Origin of the sequence: Leptospira sarikeiensis (assembly GCF_004769615.1) — a bacterium.
GTDB classification, from domain to species: Bacteria; Spirochaetota; Leptospiria; order Leptospirales; family Leptospiraceae; genus Leptospira_B; species Leptospira_B sarikeiensis.
Map to the genome: position 1 here is coordinate 101,417 of NZ_RQGF01000012.1, position 18,965 is coordinate 120,381.

19 protein-coding genes are annotated in these 18,965 nt (G+C 40.2%); 13 read left to right on the forward strand and 6 right to left on the reverse strand.

The window, feature by feature from the left end:
- The first annotated feature begins 60 nt into the window (after nucleotides 1–60).
- The 6 genes from hrcA to EHQ64_RS04905 all read left to right on the forward strand — a co-directional run bounded on the left by hrcA (nucleotide 61) and on the right by EHQ64_RS04905 (nucleotide 6,370).
- A complete protein-coding gene (gene hrcA / locus EHQ64_RS04880; RefSeq protein ID WP_135648388.1) occupies nucleotides 61–1,089 on the forward strand; it encodes a heat-inducible transcriptional repressor HrcA in 1,029 nt (342 codons plus the stop codon).
- 30 nt (nucleotides 1,090–1,119) lie between these two features.
- Nucleotides 1,120–1,674, forward strand: coding sequence for a nucleotide exchange factor GrpE (gene grpE / locus EHQ64_RS04885; protein WP_135648389.1), 555 nt, complete (start codon nucleotides 1,120–1,122; stop codon nucleotides 1,672–1,674).
- A gap of 91 nt (nucleotides 1,675–1,765) precedes the next feature.
- On the forward strand, nucleotides 1,766–3,697 hold the full coding sequence (gene dnaK, locus EHQ64_RS04890) for a molecular chaperone DnaK (RefSeq protein WP_135648390.1): 1,932 nt from the start codon (nucleotides 1,766–1,768) through the stop codon (nucleotides 3,695–3,697).
- 7 nt (nucleotides 3,698–3,704) lie between these two features.
- On the forward strand, nucleotides 3,705–4,826 hold the full coding sequence (gene dnaJ / locus EHQ64_RS04895; RefSeq protein WP_135648391.1) for a molecular chaperone DnaJ: 1,122 nt from the start codon (nucleotides 3,705–3,707) through the stop codon (nucleotides 4,824–4,826).
- A 20-nt stretch (nucleotides 4,827–4,846) separates the two neighbouring features.
- On the forward strand, nucleotides 4,847–5,806 hold the full coding sequence (locus tag EHQ64_RS04900) for a Gfo/Idh/MocA family protein (protein ID WP_135648392.1): 960 nt from the start codon (nucleotides 4,847–4,849) through the stop codon (nucleotides 5,804–5,806).
- Between the two features lie 9 nt (nucleotides 5,807–5,815).
- On the forward strand, nucleotides 5,816–6,370 hold the full coding sequence (locus tag EHQ64_RS04905) for a YqgE/AlgH family protein (protein ID WP_135648393.1): 555 nt from the start codon (nucleotides 5,816–5,818) through the stop codon (nucleotides 6,368–6,370).
- 6 nt (nucleotides 6,371–6,376) lie between these two features.
- Here EHQ64_RS04905 and EHQ64_RS04910 read toward each other — a convergent pair whose 3' ends face one another.
- The 3 genes from EHQ64_RS04910 to EHQ64_RS04920 form a co-directional block, all read right to left on the reverse strand.
- The gene (locus EHQ64_RS04910) at nucleotides 6,377–6,934 is read right to left on the reverse strand and encodes a hypothetical protein (RefSeq protein ID WP_135648394.1); all 558 of its coding nucleotides are present in this window, start codon (nucleotides 6,932–6,934) and stop codon (nucleotides 6,377–6,379) included.
- A gap of 7 nt (nucleotides 6,935–6,941) precedes the next feature.
- Nucleotides 6,942–7,151 (reverse strand): hypothetical protein, encoded by a 210-nt coding sequence (locus tag EHQ64_RS04915; protein WP_135648395.1) that lies wholly within the window; start codon nucleotides 7,149–7,151, stop codon nucleotides 6,942–6,944.
- A gap of 163 nt (nucleotides 7,152–7,314) precedes the next feature.
- Nucleotides 7,315–8,424 (reverse strand): slipin family protein, encoded by a 1,110-nt coding sequence (locus EHQ64_RS04920; protein WP_167882358.1) that lies wholly within the window; start codon nucleotides 8,422–8,424, stop codon nucleotides 7,315–7,317.
- 505 nt (nucleotides 8,425–8,929) lie between these two features.
- Here EHQ64_RS04920 and EHQ64_RS04925 point away from each other — a divergent pair.
- A complete protein-coding gene (locus tag EHQ64_RS04925) occupies nucleotides 8,930–9,448 on the forward strand; it encodes a DUF2721 domain-containing protein (protein WP_135648396.1) in 519 nt (172 codons plus the stop codon).
- A 10-nt stretch (nucleotides 9,449–9,458) separates the two neighbouring features.
- Nucleotides 9,459–9,743 (forward strand): hypothetical protein, encoded by a 285-nt coding sequence (locus tag EHQ64_RS04930; RefSeq protein WP_135648397.1) that lies wholly within the window; start codon nucleotides 9,459–9,461, stop codon nucleotides 9,741–9,743.
- A 58-nt stretch (nucleotides 9,744–9,801) separates the two neighbouring features.
- Here EHQ64_RS04930 and EHQ64_RS04935 read toward each other — a convergent pair whose 3' ends face one another.
- Together EHQ64_RS04935 and EHQ64_RS04940 are read right to left on the reverse strand one after the other, a co-directional pair.
- Nucleotides 9,802–12,342, reverse strand: a complete 2,541-nt coding sequence (locus EHQ64_RS04935; RefSeq protein ID WP_135648398.1) for an ABC transporter permease — start codon at nucleotides 12,340–12,342, stop codon at nucleotides 9,802–9,804.
- Nucleotides 12,339–13,058 carry an ABC transporter ATP-binding protein gene (locus EHQ64_RS04940; RefSeq protein WP_135648399.1) on the reverse strand — a complete coding sequence of 240 codons (720 nt, stop codon included), beginning with the start codon at nucleotides 13,056–13,058 and terminating at the stop codon, nucleotides 12,339–12,341. Before EHQ64_RS04940 ends, EHQ64_RS04935 begins: the two co-directional genes overlap by 4 nt.
- A gap of 282 nt (nucleotides 13,059–13,340) precedes the next feature.
- Between EHQ64_RS04940 and EHQ64_RS04945 the strand changes: the two genes are divergently transcribed.
- From EHQ64_RS04945 to EHQ64_RS04965, 5 genes are all read left to right on the forward strand, one after another.
- Nucleotides 13,341–13,550 (forward strand): PIN domain-containing protein, encoded by a 210-nt coding sequence (locus EHQ64_RS04945; RefSeq protein ID WP_135648400.1) that lies wholly within the window; start codon nucleotides 13,341–13,343, stop codon nucleotides 13,548–13,550.
- Between the two features lie 282 nt (nucleotides 13,551–13,832).
- Complete coding sequence (gene leuS / locus EHQ64_RS04950; protein WP_135648401.1) at nucleotides 13,833–16,421, forward strand: leucine--tRNA ligase; 2,589 nt, start codon at nucleotides 13,833–13,835, stop codon at nucleotides 16,419–16,421.
- Nucleotides 16,421–16,816 (forward strand): helix-turn-helix transcriptional regulator, encoded by a 396-nt coding sequence (locus tag EHQ64_RS04955; RefSeq protein WP_135648402.1) that lies wholly within the window; start codon nucleotides 16,421–16,423, stop codon nucleotides 16,814–16,816. Before leuS ends, EHQ64_RS04955 begins: the two co-directional genes overlap by 1 nt.
- A 61-nt stretch (nucleotides 16,817–16,877) precedes the next feature.
- Nucleotides 16,878–17,426: an SRPBCC family protein gene (locus EHQ64_RS04960; protein WP_135648403.1), complete on the forward strand. Its 549-nt coding sequence runs from the start codon at nucleotides 16,878–16,880 to the stop codon at nucleotides 17,424–17,426.
- A 26-nt stretch (nucleotides 17,427–17,452) separates the two neighbouring features.
- Nucleotides 17,453–17,839, forward strand: a complete 387-nt coding sequence (locus tag EHQ64_RS04965) for a VOC family protein (RefSeq protein ID WP_135648404.1) — start codon at nucleotides 17,453–17,455, stop codon at nucleotides 17,837–17,839.
- Nucleotides 17,840–17,846: 7 nt separating this feature from the next.
- On the opposite strand, the gene EHQ64_RS04970 is transcribed toward EHQ64_RS04965, so the two are convergent.
- A complete protein-coding gene (locus tag EHQ64_RS04970; protein ID WP_135648405.1) occupies nucleotides 17,847–18,929 on the reverse strand; it encodes an LIC10486 family protein in 1,083 nt (360 codons plus the stop codon).
- Nucleotides 18,930–18,965: the final 36 nt, after the last annotated feature.

Consider the following 18,965-nt stretch of genomic DNA (forward strand, 5'->3'; position numbering starts at 1 on the left):
AAATGGAAACTTGAAGGGCCCATTAGCACTCTAACATGCAGAGTGCCAGGATAAGCAGGAATGGAACTATCCCAAAGACATAGGATGATCCTAAAAGCCACTGTAGACGAGTTTATTCAAGAGAACCGTCCTGTAGGCTCTAAAACCTTATTCGATAAACATGATATAGGTTTGTCTCCGGCTTCCATACGTACTGTGTTAAAAGAGCTGGAAGAGATGGGTTATCTTGCTTCTAGACATACTTCCGGGGGAAGGATCCCTACGGAGATCGGGTACCGATTTTATGTGGATTCATTGGTGGTTTTATACGAACTCACCATTAAGGAAAAGCAAAGGATCCAAGAAGAATACCTGAAGATGCAATTCAAACTGGATCAGATCTTGAAAGCTACGGCGAGCGTTCTAGCTAGTCTTTCTAACTCTGCAGGTATTGTTTTGGGGCCTGCGAGAAGTTTAGACACATTAAAACATGTGGAATTGATCCATGTTCACGGGGACGAGGTCCTGATGATCATGGTAATGCGTTCAGGCGCTGTGTTAAACCGGAATGTTTTCTTAGATCGAAATTATAGTCAGGAAGAACTCTATCAGATCTCTAAATATCTGAACGATAACGCGAAAGGTTATGATATGTTCGAGATCCAGGACAATGTGATTCCTTCTCTTCTTCTTAGGAAGGATGGACCATTAGATTTTTATAAAGTATCCGGAGTTCTCTCTGCAGCGATGACCCCTGATAATTCAGAGGTGTCGCTTTATATTGACGGATTGAAAAATTTGTATGGAAGGTTCAGGGACGAAGATGAGAAGCTGAACCAAGTCTTGGCCTTATTAGATGATAAAAGATTCCTAACCGGAATGTTCGGAGAATATTCCGAGCATGATGGAGTATATACGGTGATCGGAAAGGACGGAGACGGTCTCATGGGTGGGGTGAGTATTATCACTTCAGGTTATCGTATGGGTGAAAAAAGGATCGGTGCTATGGGGATCATAGGTCCACAGAGGATGGATTATCATAGAGCACTTCCTTTGGTAGATTTTACTTCGAAACTTGTTTCGGAGATGATCACGCGTATTAGTAAGTAGTAATGAACTATGCAAGGAAATGATAGAGAGATGAGTCAAGAAGAAGCGGTCGCAACGCCTACCGGAGAAAATTCGGATGATTCCCAAAAATCGGAAAGCGTAGAGGAAACTTTACGTAAGGAATTAGAGGCTGCGAAAAAAGAGATCGAGTCCTTAAAAGATTCTTGGACTAGGGAAAGAGCCGAGTTCCAGAATTACAAAAGGAGAACTGCAGTAGAATTCTCTAATATTAAGAGAGAAGCTGTCAAATCTCTGGTAACTGAGTTTTTGAATCCGATCGATAATTTGGATCGTGTTGGATCCGGCGCGACTGTTACGGAAGAATTAAAACCTTTCGTAGACGGAGTCACTATGATCCTGAAAGAGTTTTATTCCGTATTGGAAAAGTCCAATGTGTTCAGGCAATATCCTCAAGGAGAGTCGTTTGACCCTACTTTGATGGAAGCCTTGTCTTCAGAAGAAGGAGACCAATACAAGGAAGAAACAGTAATCGAAGTTTACCAAGCTGGATTCTATATTAAAGAAAACGAAGACAAGTTTTCTTTGAGACCTGCGAGAGTAAGGATCGGGAAGCCCAAGGCTTAATCTTGGTCGTTAGGCGCGATGACGCCTTGAATAAAATGAATTAAATCATAACCGCTATGGGTAATCCAGAAAAGCGGAAGGAGAAACCAAAATGTCAAAAGAGAAGATTATCGGAATCGACTTAGGGACTACTAACTCTTGCGTTTCCGTTATGGAAGGTGGGGATCCGGTAGTAATTCAAAACTCCGAAGGTGCTAGAACTACTCCATCGATCGTGGCCTTTACTGCAAAGGGAGAAACCTTGGTGGGTCAGTTCGCTAAGAACCAGGCGATCACTAATGCAGTAAACACAGTCCGTTCTGCAAAAAGATTTATCGGACGCAGATTTAACGAAGCTGAGCAGGAAATGAAACACGTTTCCTATAAGGTGATCCGTAGCGGGAACGACGGTCTTAAGTTCGAGACTGCTACCGGTGAGTTCACTCCTCAGGAAATTTCTGCACGTATCCTTCAGAAAATGAAACAAACCGCAGAAGATTATCTTGGTCATAAAGTGACTAAGGCAGTCGTAACTGTTCCTGCTTATTTTAACGATGAACAACGTCAGGCAACTAAAGACGCGGGAAGAATTGCGGGTCTTGAGGTAGAAAGGATCATCAACGAACCTACTGCTGCGGCTCTTGCTTACGGATTTGATAAGAAGAAGAGTAATGCTAAGATCGCAGTTTACGACTTAGGTGGAGGAACGTTCGATATTTCCGTCCTTGAATTGGGAGATGGAGTTTTCGAAGTGAAGTCCACGAACGGTGACACTCATTTAGGTGGGGACGACTTTGATATGGTCATCATGGAATGGATGATCGAAGAATTCAAAAAACAGTACGGGATCGATATCTCTCAAGATAAGAATACCGTTCAACGTTTGAAAGAAGCGGCTGAAAAAGCGAAGATCGAACTTTCGGGTACTATGGCTACTCAAGTAAATCTTCCGTTTATTACTGCGGATGCAACCGGACCAAAACATTTGGATATGAATCTTACTAGAGCTAAGTTCGATCAGTTGACTCGTGCTTTAGTGGAAAGAACTCGTATCCCATGTGAGAACGCGATCCGTGATGCAGGCTTAAAAGCTTCCGATATCGATGAGGTAATCCTTGTAGGAGGATCTACTCGTATCCCTGCGGTTCAAGAACTCGTAAAAGGAATTTTCGGAAAAGAGCCAAATCGCTCTGTCAATCCGGACGAAGTAGTGGCAATCGGTGCTGCGATCCAAGGTGGAGTTTTGGCTGGAGAAGTTTCAGACGTTCTTCTTCTGGACGTTACTCCTCTTTCACTTGGTATCGAAACTTTGGGTGGTGTGATGACAAAACTCATCGAGAGAAACACTACGATCCCTACTAAAAAATCTCAGGTGTTCTCGACTGCTGCGGATAATCAAAATGCAGTTTCTATCCATGTTCTCCAAGGAGAAAGAGATATGGCTGCAGGTAACCGTACACTTGGAAGATTCGATCTGATCGGAATTCCTCCTGCACCTAGAGGAGTTCCTCAAGTCGAGGTGACCTTCGATATCGATGCGAACGGTATTGTCCATGTTTCCGCGAAAGATCTGGGAACAGGTAAAGAGCAGAAGATCCGTATTGAATCTTCTTCCGGACTCAGCGAAGACGAGATCTCTAAAATGGTGAAAGACGCAGAAGCTCATGCTGCTGCAGACAAAGCCGCTAGAGAACTTGTGGAAGCTAAGAACGAGTTGGATACAATCACTTACTCTTTAGAAAAAGCTGTAACCGATGCAGGAGATAAACTTTCCGACAGCGAGAAACAATTGGCTAACGACGAGATCAAACGTGCAAGAGAAGCGATCGAATCAGGCGATATCGGTCGTATCAACGCAGCGAAAGAGTCGATCACCAAAAGAGCATCTGAGATAGGATCCAAGATCTATTCTCAAGGAGCGCCTGGTGCTGAAGCTGGACCGGGACCAAACGGTGCAGGAGGCGAATCTGCGGATAATTCCCAAGCTAAGGAAGAAAAGGTCGTAGACGCTGACTATACCGTAGTGGACGATGAGAAAAAGTAACTAAGACATGAGTGACAAAAGTTACTACGATATCCTCGGAGTTTCCAAAACAGCGACTGATGACGAGATCAAGTCTGCGTATCGGAAGTTAGCTATCAAATATCACCCTGATAAGAATCAGGGTGATAAAGCTGCTGAAGAAAAGTTTAAGGAAGCTACCGAGGCTTATGAAGTTTTAAGGGACGCGAATAAACGTCGTGCTTACGACCAATTCGGTAAAGCCGGAGTTGGTGCAGGTGGACAAGGCGGTTATGGAGCGGGGGCATACACTGACTTCTCCGATATCTTTGGAGATTTCGGAGATATCTTCGGGGACTTTTTCGGTGGCGGAAGAGGAGCCGGAGGTGGCGCACGCAGATCCGGTCCTCAACGCGGTTCTGATCTTCGCTATAATCTAGAAGTTTCATTAGAAGATGCAGCTCTCGGAAGAGAATACAAGATCGAAATTCCTAGACTAGAAACTTGTTCCGATTGCGCCGGCTCAGGTGCTGCAAAAGGAAGTACTCCTTCTACTTGTCCTGATTGCGGTGGCTCCGGACAGATCCGTAGATCTCAAGGATTCTTCTCCGTTGCAACTACTTGCGGAACTTGTCGCGGGAAAGGAACGATCATCTCCAATCCTTGCAAGACATGCCACGGCCAAGGTCTAGTAGAAAAAAGACGCACTATCAATATCAAAATTCCTCCTGGTATAGAATCCGGAAGCAGATTAAAAGTTTCGGGAGAAGGGGAAGCAGGACCTAATGGTGGTCCTCATGGCGATCTATATGTAGTGACACATATTAAAAAACATGAATTGTTCGAACGCCAAGCAAACGATCTGATCTTAAACAAGAAGATCAGTCTTACCCAAGCTATTTTAGGCGGGGACATAGAAGTTCCAACTATAGACGGCAAAAAGGTGAAGATGAAAATTCCGGAAGGAACCGAGTCAGGCCAAGTATTCCGTTTGAAAGGTCATGGAATTCCGTATCTAGGCGGATATGGAAAAGGGGATCAGCATGTGATCGTTCGGATCGAGATCCCTAAAAAGTTGACTAGGCGACAAAGAGAATTGATCGAAGAGTTTGCCCGAGAGTCCGGAGAATCTGTTTCCGGTTCCAAGGGTAAGATTTTTACGAATAAGTAAAAACAAGATAAGGAAGTTTCATGACGGATAAAGTCAAGATCGGAGTAATCGGGACCGGCCATATGGGCCAATACCACGTAAACGTGGCGAAAAGTTTAAGCGACGCGGAGTTGATCGGTATCTATGACTCCGATTCCGAAAGAGCCTCGCAAATGGCGGAAAAGCATAAGACTTCCGCTTTTTCTACAGTAGACGATTTGATCAAACATACGGACTCGGTGATCATAGCTGTTCCTACTTTTTTACATCATGAGATCGGGAAAAAAGCGCTTTCTGCAGGCAAACACGTATTAGTCGAAAAGCCGATCGCGGAAACTTTAGAGCAAGCCAAGGAACTCGTTGATCTTGCTGCTAAAAATAATTTGGTCCTACAAGTCGGCCACGTAGAACGTTTTAACGGGGCAGTTCTGGAACTTGGTAAAATTGTGACAGAGCCTCTATTGATCGAATCCAGAAGGCTTGCCCCTTATAATCCTAGAATTAAGGACGTAGGCGTGGTTCTGGATATGATGATCCACGATATAGACATCGTATTAAATTTAGTAAAATCTCCCGTCAAATATCTAAGTGCGGTAGGGACTAAAGTTGTATCCGGCCATGAAGATATTGCATCGGTTGTTCTTCATTTTGAGAACGGAGCGATCGCGAATATTTCTGCGAGTAGAAACACTCAAGCTAAGATCAGAACATTAAACATTACTCAAAAGGATGTTTATATCACTCTGGATTTTAGCGATCAGGAAATAGAGCTTCATAGACAGGCGACTTCCGATATTCTTTTAAGAACCGGAGAGATCAAATACCGCCAGGAATCCATCGTAGAAAAGATCTTTGTCCATAAAGACAACCCTCTAAAACAGGAACATGAACATTTTGTAAAATGCATCCTGAAAGAAACGGAACCTTTAGTGGATGGAAGATCCGATATCCATACATTGGAAATCGCATACAGGATCCTAAAAGAGATTCATAAGAACTGATCGGGTAGTATGGAAAACAGTTTCGGCGGAAAAGTACTCATTTCGAATTCTTCTATTGTAACGGATTATTTTAATCGAACCGTGATCCTAATGGTCGAGCACGATCAATCAGGCGCATTCGGTTTAGTCCTAAATAAAAAAATGGAAGTCTCTTTAAGCGATGTGATCCAAGGGATCCCGGAAGGTATAGATGGTTCTTATCCGATCTATTCCGGAGGACCAGTTGATCCCACTTTCGTTTCTATTCTTCATGATAATCCTAAATTGAAACAACCGGGTATCGAAGTGATCCCTGGGGTGTTTCTTGCTAGAAGTTTCGAAGCCTTAGTAGAACTATTAGAACATCCTGATAAAACTAAATTCAATGTTTATCAAGGATATTCCGGTTGGGGAGCAGCTCAGTTAGAAGGCGAAATGGAACGCAAATCCTGGGTGGTTCACGATCCGAATGCAGAATGGATCTTTACGGAAGACCCGGAAACAACTTGGCAAGAAGCTTTAAAGAGCAAAGGCGGATTGTACAAATATTTTGTAGAACATACGAAAGATCCTATGTTGAACTAGGAGCTTTTAATCTCCAGATTCTTTGCTTAATTCGTAAAAAGGACAAAACACATCGAAGGCTGTAAAAGCTAATTCTAATGATTGAGGATTTGGCTGACGATATACAAAATGATAATTTAGGTGAACGTAAAAGTTGACTAGCTTGCTCGTCGCTTCCATTCCAGGATCTACTTGCTTTCTAAAATCGTAAATAATTCCTAGAGCAAGGCTTTTGGCAAAAATTTCATTAATATCTCGTATTTTTGCTTTAGTAACAGAATCAGCAGAGTTAATATCTCCTTTGATTTGAATAGGTTTCCTCCGGAGTATCCAATAAGCTGTATATGCGGCGATTTTGAAAGTATTGGCTTTTTTTAATCCGTGGAATTTTTTTAATCTATCTATATCGGAGAAGTAGTCTATTACTACTTCACTTATCAAATCCGATTCAACGGAACAAAAGGATTCTAATTTCTGTTGTCGAATTATTTTTTTCGCTAACTCGCATAGATATATAAATCTATCTTTAATTTTTTCTTCAGTGAATTCTTTTATTAGATAATCGTAATCTTTCCTGGGCTCCATTCAGGATTTACTCGCGATCGTAAGACTTCTTGATCGCATTTTTAAAAGGCTCGGATTCGATTAAACCTAATACACTTTCAAAACTATCCGATTCTGAAAAATCAGGTGCAGAATTAGGAAGAGTTCTTTTTAATATTTTGCCGGATTTTAAATCTTCGATGAAACGATCTGCTTCATTTAAGGTTTCTTGACTGACTTTTTGTCTGAGAGCGCCCATTTGATTTTCCTTTAAAATATAAAAACCTTTATATTCGGTACCTTTCTTCCTACTAACGTTATCTTCAAGTCTTTTACAGAAGAAGGGATGACAGTACTGATGTTAAGTACTTTAAGGAGACATAAATATCTAATCTGACCTATCTGCTTAGGAACCTTCTAATTCAAGAAGGTTCCTTCGGGGTCTTAGGGATCAACAACCCTTTGAGTTGGTCTAAAACATGACCTCCTCCTATGAGTTGGATCTGATTGATCTTCTCGCTTAATCTTTCGATATATTCTAATTCCTTTAACTCGAAGAGAACCTGATTTTCCTCCATTAATTTTGCAGTGTTTAACAAACTTCTGGTGGACGCAGTTTCTTCTCTCCTAGTAATGATGTTAGCCTGAGCCTTTTTCTCTGCGATCAATACTTGGTTGAGTATATCTTTGATCTCTCCAGGAAGAATAATATCTTTTACTCCGGCAAATAAGATCTCTAATCCCAAATGCTCTGCATTCGTTTTTGTTTTCTCTAAAACGAAGGTACCGATTTCTTCCTTCTTAGATAAAATTTCATCTAAGGTCAGGCTACCTACATATTCCCTTAAGGCAAGTTGAAGGAATATATAGATCTGCTCGGAATAATCTTTGATTTCCTTCAAAATCTTTTCCGGATTTATGATCTTATAGTGAAAAACAAAATTGATACGAAGGTTTATTTTGTCCTTCGTCATTAATTCTTGTCCACCTATCTCTTGTTGTATCCTTCTCAAGTCTAATCTGGATATCGAGATAGAATTTGTGCCTCTCCAGAAATAATGTGTTCCTGGGCTTAGTAGTTTGGAGAAATTCCTTTCTACGAATAAGCCACCGATTTCATGGGGTTCAATAGCAAAAACATAGATGAATTTGGATAATTCCGGTTTTGCCAGATGATTCTTATCTACGCTGTTAGGAACCTCGATCTCATTTAAGTTGAATTTTTGAGAAGTATAGGTATGTAATCCCTTCCAATAGAAATGGTTTCCTGCTTCTAAAACTTTCTTAAATAGCCCATCCTCATAGAGTATAACGATCTCGTTATCCTTTACTTCAAAGATCTCCAATTCATTCTTCAATATTGGATCTTGTAAGAATATGTTTTGATTTTGTCCCGGGTAAAAGGCAATATTAGCGTCCAAAATTTGAACGGATTGGAACGGGAAAATGAAATGATTCCCAGGCAATAATACTTTTTTGTAATCTCCTTTTTGAAAGAGGAGACCTCTTTGGTGTTTTAGAATTGTGATCATGTTTTTAGCCGGAGAAGGTATTCGTTCGTTCCCGAAAATTGACGGGGATTTTCTTAAGCAAGAAGCCTTCTTTTTCTTTTTTTATCCTTAGTTATATCCATTCGAATGTAACTGTAGACAAAAAAATTCTAGAAATTTTCCTACGGTATCTAAAAATCCACAAGGTCTTAAGCCGGTTGCCTTTTAAAACTTGGTTTCAAATCGGCCGAACTCTCGAATACCTTCTCTTTTGATTTTGGTGGCTTTCGCCGGGTAGATTAATATTCTACTGCTCTTCCATTTGAGCGTTTTTGCACCTGAAGCAAATGGGATTCGAACCCGCGGGAAAAATTTACATTAAGACTCGGTATACATAACGGAAGATCCGAATGCACCTCAGGGCGTTTAAGGCCCAAGAATAGAAGAATTAACTTCGAGATTCCCCGGTCAAATCCTGAAAATTCTGAACAAGTATGCAAGCAGATAATTCAATTTACATTTACCTGATTCTATCCAAATTGGGATTATGCTCTCTTCTTTGATCGGTACTGAAATTTTAGCGGGAATGATCACGCCTGCGGTTTTAATTTCTGCAAGTGCTAGTTTAATTTTTTCCACTGCGAATCGTCTAGGTAGGATTTTCGATCGAGTAAACCTTCTTAAATCTGAAATTGAAGGAGTGGTCGACGGAAGACTTTCTTATCCTGAAGAAAGGTTGGCTTATCTCAGAAGGCAGTTAAAGATCCAGAAAAAGAGAGCCGGGCTCATCCAAAGATCTATGGCCGCTCTATATACTGCGACTTTGTTCTTTGTTTCTTCTAGTTTAAGTTTGGGAATTATAGTAGCAGTTTCTAGTACAGCTTCTTGGGTTGCGACGGGACTTGCTTTGGTAGGCGGGATTTTTTTATTTATTGCTAGCAGCCTATTACTTTATGAGAGTCGTTATAATCTGAATTTCATCCAAGGACAGATCGAATTTGCAGAGTTCTTGGAAGATAAAGTGGAGAAGAAGGAGGAAAAACCTCCTGCCAAAAAACGTCTCTAAGGAGCCCTTTTTGAAAAAGGTTTTATATTCAGTTTTTATTATTTTATTCGTTTGTACTACATTTGTGCAAAATATTTCTGCAGACGGATGTTACCTTTGTTCTGTCAGCAGTTCAGATTCATGCAGGGATTACTGCAGATTTTCCGGAACAGATTCATTCGATACCAGAAAACGTTGCGAGACCAAAGGTTGTAGGATCACAGGCACTGCAGCTTGTCCGACTGCTTCAAACTACAAGGTTTGTTCCGTAAAAACCGAACTTAAACCGGAAGAACTTTTAGCAGGAAGAAAATAAATCGATCTGAAAGATCGCCGAGAGATTTAGTATCTTTCGGCGATTAATGCCCAGTTTTTTATACTTCCTTCAAGTATAAGGTAGGGCTTCTTTTCCATTCATTCCTAAGAGCCCCGAAATACATTCCTACAACTGCAAGATTTAAGGTAATATAGAAGATCCCAATCTCCAACCAAGGAACGCTGGATTGGATTTCGAAAATGATCTCAGACATGTAGGAAGAAACTCCCCATACCAAAGCGAAAGCTAATACGAAAGATAAATTCGCTAGAAGTAATGATTCTGCTAAGAAGTATTTTCGTAAGAAAGTTTTGGTCCCACCTATGATCCTTAGAAGAGAAGTCTCCTCTAATCTTTCCTTACGGCTTAGTTCAAGAGAAGATAGGATCAATAATAAAGAAGATACAACGATCAATCCCGTCATCCAACGGATAGCGAAGGACATTTTCTCTAAAATTCCCAAGAAGGATTGTACTGCTTTTTCAGTATCAACGATTGTAAGGTTCGGGAATTCGTTGGATAATTCCTTTTGTAGAGAGTATCTATCGTCTGAGGATCCTAAAAGAAAAGAACTCAAATAGAATTTGGGTGCCTTTTCCAAGATCCCTTTTGAGAATAGAACAACGAAATTCGGCCTCATATCCGCCCAATTTACCGTTCTGAAATTTCGGATTGTCCCGGTTACTTCTACCCCGCCAATGGAGAAGGAAAGTTTATCTCCCAAGTCGACTTTTAAGTTCTTAGAAAATTCTTTCTCAACGGATATTTGGTCCTCTTCTCCCTTTCTCCAAAAATCACCATCGGTTACTTTTTCGGTAGGGTATGTGTTCTCTCTATAAGAAAGGAAATACTCTCTGGTCCTTGCAGTGGATCTCCAATCCCTTCTTAAGGCGGAAAGTTCCATATCTTCTTTCTTTATAATTTCCCCGTTTACCTTGGTGAGCCTTGCTCCTATAACAGGCGCAGTAAGAAGTTTTTCTACCTTATACTTTTCCGCAGTTAACTGAAAACTTTCCAACTGCTCCGGTCGTATATCCAACACGAACATATTGGGTCTTCTTTCCTTATCCTTTGCTCCGCTATATTCGAGTAAACTATCGCTTAGAAAAATACTTAATAGAAGGACGAATACGGAAGAAGAAAGACCTACTGAAACCCAGGAAAGTCCTGTTCTAGGTCTATCCAGTTTTCGTAATGCCATTCTCACACCTGCGGAGAATTCAGATCTTTGTAATAAGAATCTGATTGCGAATCGAATTCCTAGTATCCCCAAATATACTACAATGGGTAAAAAAAGTAATGTAGCACAAAGTAGTAATCCTTTGATCCAATCTCCGGTTTCCCACCAAGCTAATAAGAAGAATAAACCGAAAACCAAAATAAAAGAGACCGATTGTTTGAGTTCCAACCTAGGAACAGAAACAAGATCTTTTGCAAAATCCGATTTGAGAGCATACATCGGACTTAAATTACGAGTAGCAGAAAGACTTTCCCAAGCAGAAACAAGCGGAACGATCCAAGCTAAAACAAATGCCCAAAAAATCGCTTTAAGATCAGGGATCAATTTAGGTTCAAAAAGTAATTCTTTATCCGCTAAATTCGGGATCTGTGTTTGTAAAAAACTTCCGAAGACGAATCCAAAAATAGCTCCGATCGTGGATAAGATCAGCAATTCTGAAAGTACTAGCCCTAAAACAAGATTCGGTCCTGCACCTAAACATTTATAAACTGCGAATGTATTCGATTTTGCTCGAACTAAGGCTCTACTAGTTAATAAGATGGAGATCCCACCTAAGAAAAACGCGCATAATGCGAGTAGTGAAAAGAAATCTAATGTATTCGTTAAGAATTTTTGTGATCCTGAATTTGCTTCCGTACTTTCGTATAAGATCAAATCGTTCTTTGCAAATTCGGTAAAATGTTCCTTCTTATATACGTTTGCATCGATTGTTTTTGGAAGAAGGATAGGGATTTGGTAACTGATCCTAGAACCTCTTTGTTCTAATCCTGTTTGAGCTAATGATCCTTTCCGAATGATGGAACTTGGTGCCATGGACAGAAAATTTCCCGCCATCCCAGGTTCTTTCAGAATACTTCCTCTTAATATGAAAGTGCTTTCTCCCAATTGTACTTTAGAGCCCGGTTTTAATTTAAGATTTCGTATGAGTCCACTTTCTAAAAGGATCTCTCCCTCTTTTAATTTGCGAAATAACCCTTTCGGTTCTGTTTCGATCTCACCAAAATAAGGATAATCCCCTTGGATCGCTTTGATTAAGGATAAACTGGAATCTTCCGATCCTGGGTTGCGGATCATAGAAGGAAATTGCACTAATTCTGCAATTTTGCTTCCTTTTGGCAATTCTCTCGAAAGAAACGCTGTTTGTTCAGGGCTAAGTGGAGAAGGGCTCGTGACCACAAGATCCGAACCCATGATGTTTTTAGCCTCTCTAATAATGGAACCGGTAAATTGGTCTCTATAAGAATGAACTGCAAGCACAGCACCGGTTCCGATCGTGATCGCTAGTATGATTTGTAGGGAAGAAGTCTTCTTGGAAAAAATTTCCCGAAACATTACTCGGAGAAAAAATCTAATATTCATTTTTTCTTCCTAGTAGGGGTCTTTTTGGCTGAAGTTTTGGACTTATTTCCGTTTAAGATGACCCCGTCTCTCATTTCTAAGATACGATCCGCCATTGCAGCTACCTTAGGATCATGAGTTACTACTAATAAAGTGGACTTACGATCACGGTTTAACTGTTTAAGAAGGGACATTATGTTCTCTCCGTTCTTCTTATCCAAGTTAGCAGTAGGTTCATCCGCGAAGAGTAGCTTAGGTTCATGTATAAAGGATCTTGCAATCGCTACTCTTTGCTCTTCCCCACCTGAAAGCTGGCTAGGAAAGTTATGCGCTCTATGAGAGATACCCACTTTTTCCAACCAATACATCGCTTTTTCATGAATTACCTTTTCTGGAAGGTTTGTCGTCAAAGCAAGAGGCAAGGAAACGTTTTCTAATGCGTTTAACGTCTTGATCAGTTGAAAATTTTGAAAAACAAAGCCGATTTGTTTTCCTCTAATCTTCGCTAATTCATCTTCCGACTTATCAAATAGAGAGATTCCATCCAATTCAACCGAACCTGAATCAGCTTTATCTAATCCTGCAGATACAGATAATAGAGTTGACTTACCGGAACCGGAAGGACCGATCACTGCAACGAATTCACCCGATTTTACTTGGAATGAAACATCTTTTAATACGTTAAACGTTTGGTCCGCAACTGTATAAGACTTGTTTAAACCTGAGATTGATAACAATTTATCACCTTCCTTTCGTTTTGACTGACCTAAACTCGGCACTTGATAGGAAATTTATTTTTCCCTAAAAAAAACCACACATGAAAAACTATTCCAAATAAAAGCGCGCTTGGAATTTTTTTTCGAAAAAATTGCAGTCATTTTCACAAACTTCCAACCTAATTTTTTTTGACTCTAGAATGAGCCGATTTTATAAAGTAACTCTCGACGTACGGAGAGAAGTCTTGAATACAATCTTCAAACTTCGGACTTATTTACACTCCGTAAATAAAAAGACATTCGATGGAATTTTCTGGGAGCAAAATGCAATTATTAGCAGTGACGGATTTGAACGAACAAGAAGCGGAACTTACCAATGCGCAAAGTAAGCAATATACATGCAAAGGATGCGGCAAAGAAACGCCGAATCTTTTTCAATACGACCTATGTCGAGATTGTTTGAACCAAACATTTCGTCGACTTATCAAGGTTATTGACTCAGTACGTAAATAAGTCAGTTTCTCATCCAAATTTTTTGTCCGTTTTCTAAGCTCGTCGCTTAGAAATCACTCCCAGAGAAAGCCGGTTTCCCTCCGGCTTTCTTCATTTCGGACCCAAATTGATACAGAAGGTTCCCGAGAAACTGAAAAGGCCTTATCTAGTAACAAACTTACTTCTGATTTTTCTTCATAAAACGAAATAAAACATTCTAATTCTTCAATTTCCTTCTCTGAATCGGCTTTCTTATCCTTAAAAAAGAATTGGATTCTAGGCCGGACTAAAAAACTTCACGGTATGGACTATCCGTTTCGGAAAATTGAATCAAAATGGCAAGATTACTGGGAGAAGAACGCATCGTTTCGCACGGATTTACGATCTTCTAAACCTAAGTTCTATTGCCTTGATATGTTCCCTTATCCCTCAGGAGCGGGATTACATGTGGGACATCCCGAAGGATATACTGCGACGGATATTATTTCTCGTTATAAGAGAATGAAGGGTTTCGAAGTGTTGCATCCTATGGGTTGGGATGCGTTCGGTCTCCCTGCAGAAAGATATGCAATGCAGACAGGGATCCATCCTGCAATTACTACGAAGCAGAATGTGGATAATTTCAGAAGGCAGATCAAAATGATCGGTTTGTCCTATGATTGGGATAGAGAAATCTCCACTACAGACCCGAAATATTACAAATTCACCCAATGGATCTTCTTAAAATTATACGAATCTTGGTATGATGCCCAAGCTTCCAAAGCTAAGCCGATTTCCGAATTGATAAAAAGATTAGAATCTAAGGGTTCCGAAGGTTTTGATGATTTAGAGCCATTCTCCCCAAAAGAATGGAAAGAATTCTCAAATGCTAAGAAAGAATCTGTTCTTTCAGAATTCCGTCTCGTATACCAGGCAGAAATTCCTGTGAATTGGTGCCCAGGTCTTGGGACAGTTCTTGCGAATGAAGAAGTGGAAGAATGGGTCGGTAAAGGTTACGAAGTTGTTCGTAAGCCTATGCGTCAGTATATGATGCGTATTACTGCTTATGCAGAAAGATTATTAGAAGATCTTTCTCTTGTTACATGGCCAAGTTCTACCTTGGAAATGCAGAAGAATTGGATCGGAAAGAGTGAAGGTTTAGAGCTTATTTTTCCTTTCGATGTTTCTTCTCCTGGGAAAGGAATTAAAGTTTATACAACTCGTCCTGATACCGTATTTGGGGTAAGTTATATGGTCCTTGCTCCGGAACATCCTTTGGTGGATTCAATAACTTCCAAAGAACAATGGGAGAAGGTACAAGAGTATAAAAAGATTTCTGCACTTAAAAGTGATCTAGATAGAACTGAACTTTCCAAAGAAAAATCTGGAGTGTTTACGGGAGCTTATGTTGTCAATCCCGCGGATCCTTCTAAAAAGATCCCAGTTTGGATCGGAGACTATGTTCTCTACGGTTATGGAACTGGTGCGATTATGGCAGTACCTGCTCATGATCAAAGAGACTATGAGTTTGCAAAAGCGTTCGGGTTGGATATCCTACAAGTAATCGAAGGAGATCTTTCCGAAGGAGCTTTCGATTCCAAGGAATCCGTTTGTATTAATTCTTCTTCCGATCAAATCTCCATCAATGGTTTAAAGTATAAAGAAGCATTTTCTAAAACCGCCGATTGGGCGGAAAAGAAAGGAATCGGGCGTAAGAAAACCCAATTCAAACTGAGAGATTGGTTATTCGCTCGCCAAAGATATTGGGGAGAACCGATTCCGCTAGTTCATTATCCTTCAGGTATAACTAAGGCAATCCCCGAATCCGAACTTCCATTAGAACTTCCTAATTTATCCGAATTTAAACCTTCCGGAACAGGAGAATCTCCGCTTGCGCTTGCAGGTGATTGGTTGAAATACAAAGATCCTGAAACCGGAGAGATCGGAACTAGAGAAACGAATACTATGCCTCAATGGGCAGGTTCTTGTTGGTACTACCTACGTTACATCGACCCAGAAAACCCGACCCAATTCGTAGATCCTGGTTTGGAAAAAACTTGGATGCCGGTGGATCTATATGTGGGTGGAGCGGAACATGCAGTGCTTCACTTACTTTATTCCCGCTTTTGGCATAAGGTCCTTTTCGATCTAGGTTATGTTACTACTCCGGAGCCTTTCAAAAAATTAGTTCACCAAGGTCTGATCTTGGGAGAAGATAAAAGAAAAATGTCCAAGTCTCTCGGGAATGTTATCAATCCGGACGAGGTGGTCACAAATTTCGGGGCGGATAGTTTAAGACTTTTTGAAATGTTCATGGGACCTTTCGAAATGGTAAAACCTTGGAGCACTAGAGGTGTTGAAGGTGTATTTAGATTTTTGAACAGAGTTTGGAGATTATATCATTCTGGAGCAGAAGAGTCCTTCCGCTTGGAAGATATAGAGCCGAACGAAGATGAATTAAAGATCCTGAATAGAACGATCAAAAAAGTAGACGACGATATCAATAATTTCTCTTTTAACACTGCGATCTCTCAGTTGATGATTTTTGTGAACGAGCTTACTCCGAACACTCGTAGACCTCGTAAAATCCTAGAGCCATTTTTAGCCTTGATCGCTCCTTTTGCACCTCATCTTGCGGAAGAGCTTTGGTCTTTATCAGGTAAGTCTAATTCTTTAACTTATGAACAATTTCCAAATTACGAAGAAAAATATCTTACTGACGACGAGATATTGATCGTAGTTCAAGTGAATGGAAAGTTAAGAGCAGAGTTCAAGGCTCCTAAAGAGATTGCAAGTGAAGAGGCGATCAAGATCGCAAAGTCCTTGGATAAGGTCCAAGTTTTCTTGGATGGAAAACAGATCCGAAAAGAGATCTATGTTCCTGGTAAATTGGTGAATTTAGTCGTAGGATAATGGGCTCGGAACTGTTTTATAACGGTGAAGTACTTAGGTTACATAAAAAATTATATCCTAAGGAAGAAATCCTCGCTAGAGTGATCCATTCTAAACAGTTTATAGATAAACAATTCCATACAAAGTTGGATCTGGATATAATCGTAGGAAAAAGTTTTCTTTCTAAGTTTTATTTTATCCGGCTTTTTAAGTCATTTTACGGAAGGACTCCTCATCAGTATTTGATCGGAGTCCGATTAGAAAACGCGAAAAGACTTTTACGAGAAGGAGTTTCCGTTTCGGAAGTTTGTGAGCAAGTGGGCTTTGAAAGTCCAAGCTCGTTTACCGGGTTATTCAGAAAGTATACCGGTTTAAGCCCTTCTCAATTTCAGACAAAGTCAAAAAAGCAATTTTAAAGAACTGAATTTCTCTCATAAAAATTGACGATATTCCGGTTTTATGCCCGAATATCTTCGCATGAAAGTCTTAAAAATTATCCTCTATTCTCTTCTTGGGATCATGGTCCTAATTCTTGTTATTGCTGTCTTCTTATCCAAAACATTTAAGATACAAGAAGAGATCGTAATCGATAAGCCTAAACAAGAGGTCTTTAATTATATAAAGATCCTAAATAACCAAGTCCAGTATGCTAAGTGGTTTATGTTAGATCCTGAGACTGAATTTTCTTCCAAAGGTACCGATGGAGAATTAGGTTTCATTCATTCTTGGAAAAGTAAGAATGAAAATGTAGGGATTGGAGAACAAGAGATCATCAAAAAAACGGAAGGTGAACTTTTGGGAGTAGAGATCCGTTTCCAATGGCCTTTCGAATCCAAAGATTCCGCTTATACAAAGTTAGAACCTATCTCTGATCATCAAACTAAATTAATTTCTGTATTTGAAGGTAAGATGGATTATCCGATGAATCTGATGATCCCGATCATATGTGGGGATTTAGGAGAAGATCTACGTGGAAATCTAGCTAGGCTAAAATCCATTATAGAAAATGAGAAAAGATCTAAATAATTCTATAAAAATTAGGAATTTATAATATGAAAATCACTGTAACAAGCGTACTTGTTCAAGACCAAGAGAAAGCATTTCAATTTTACACCAAAGTTTTAGGGTTCGAGAAAAAGACAGATATTCCGATGGAAGGAGGAAGATGGCTGACTCTAGTTTCTCCGGAACAAAGAGACGGAGTCGAATTACTTTTAGAACCGATGGGATTTGCTCCCGCAAAAGATTTTCAAAAATCTCTTTTGGAAGCAGGAATACCCTGGACTTCATTTTCGGTGGATAATGTAGATAAGGAATTCGAAAGATTAAACGAACTCGGTGTGGAATTTACGATGAAACCTACCCAAATGGGTCCGGTAAAACTTGCAGTATTAAATGATACCTGCGGAAATCTAATCCAGATTGCGCAACTTCTATGAAAGAGGTTTATTTAAGCAAAATAAATGCTAGAAGACCAACAAGCAGTACTACACCGACCAAGATCGCATAATTCAACGTATTATTGCTTTCAGATTGTTTACTCATACTCGCAGGGCGTGGCGCATTTGCAGCAGTCTTAGGCCTAGCAAGACGAACAGGCCTTTCTTCGAAAGCCTGTAGCAAAACCCCTGCAGGTCCTTTTGCAAAAATATGATATTCATTCTTTCCGGATGCGATTGCTACAAAAGAACCGATCACCGGTTTTACATTGCCGTCCTTGTCCATTGCACCCAGAGTTTTTGCTAATGCTTTTTCTTCAGGAGAAACGGAAGGAAGTTGTAATAAGATCTTATCACCTTCGTTCAGATCGTCGAAATCGATCCCGTTCACCGGAGAAAGGATCGTTTTAGCAAGAACAACTCTTCCGAAACCTTTGCGTATGGTTTCGATTTGGCGCATGACAGCGGCCTTTTCCGGATCCAAATTTTCAACAGGCCCGGCGCTTTCTGCAGCATCTTCAGGAGGTCTTGGAATGGAGGAAAGTATGCCTGCAAAAAAACTTTTTCCTCTACATTTCAAACTAGAAACAAATTCAACATCCGCTTGTACACGGACCATGTTGATCTTCATTCCACTTTTGATCTGGTTTTCCAGCAAGTTGACCAACGCTGCGGTATCGTTTCGATCCCACATCGGATAATATTGTTCTAATATTTGTTTATTTAATTTAAGGTGAAGTATTCTTGCGACCTGATCGGATAATCCCGGGTCCGGAGCTTCTTGTCTGGCAGCTTCTGCCATATCATGAGATATTTGTCCGAAGTCTTCGAAAGTCCTGATCTTGCGTATCATCGAAGAGTTTGAAAAGACGGAATATAATTCTAAAAATTCGTTTTTATATCTGGATAATAATCCTAAAACAACACCCGCTTTGTTCTCTACATCGATCCTTAATTTTAAAAGATACGCGTCTTTGATCTTTCCTTGAATAAGTTCTATAGCTTGTTCTTCCGTATGTACGGATTCCAAGGCAAGGTTCATTTGATTTGCCTGCTCTTGGAGTTTACTTGTCTGCGGATTCTGTTCCATATATGCTGAAGCCTAACCGAAGTGAGGAGGACTTTC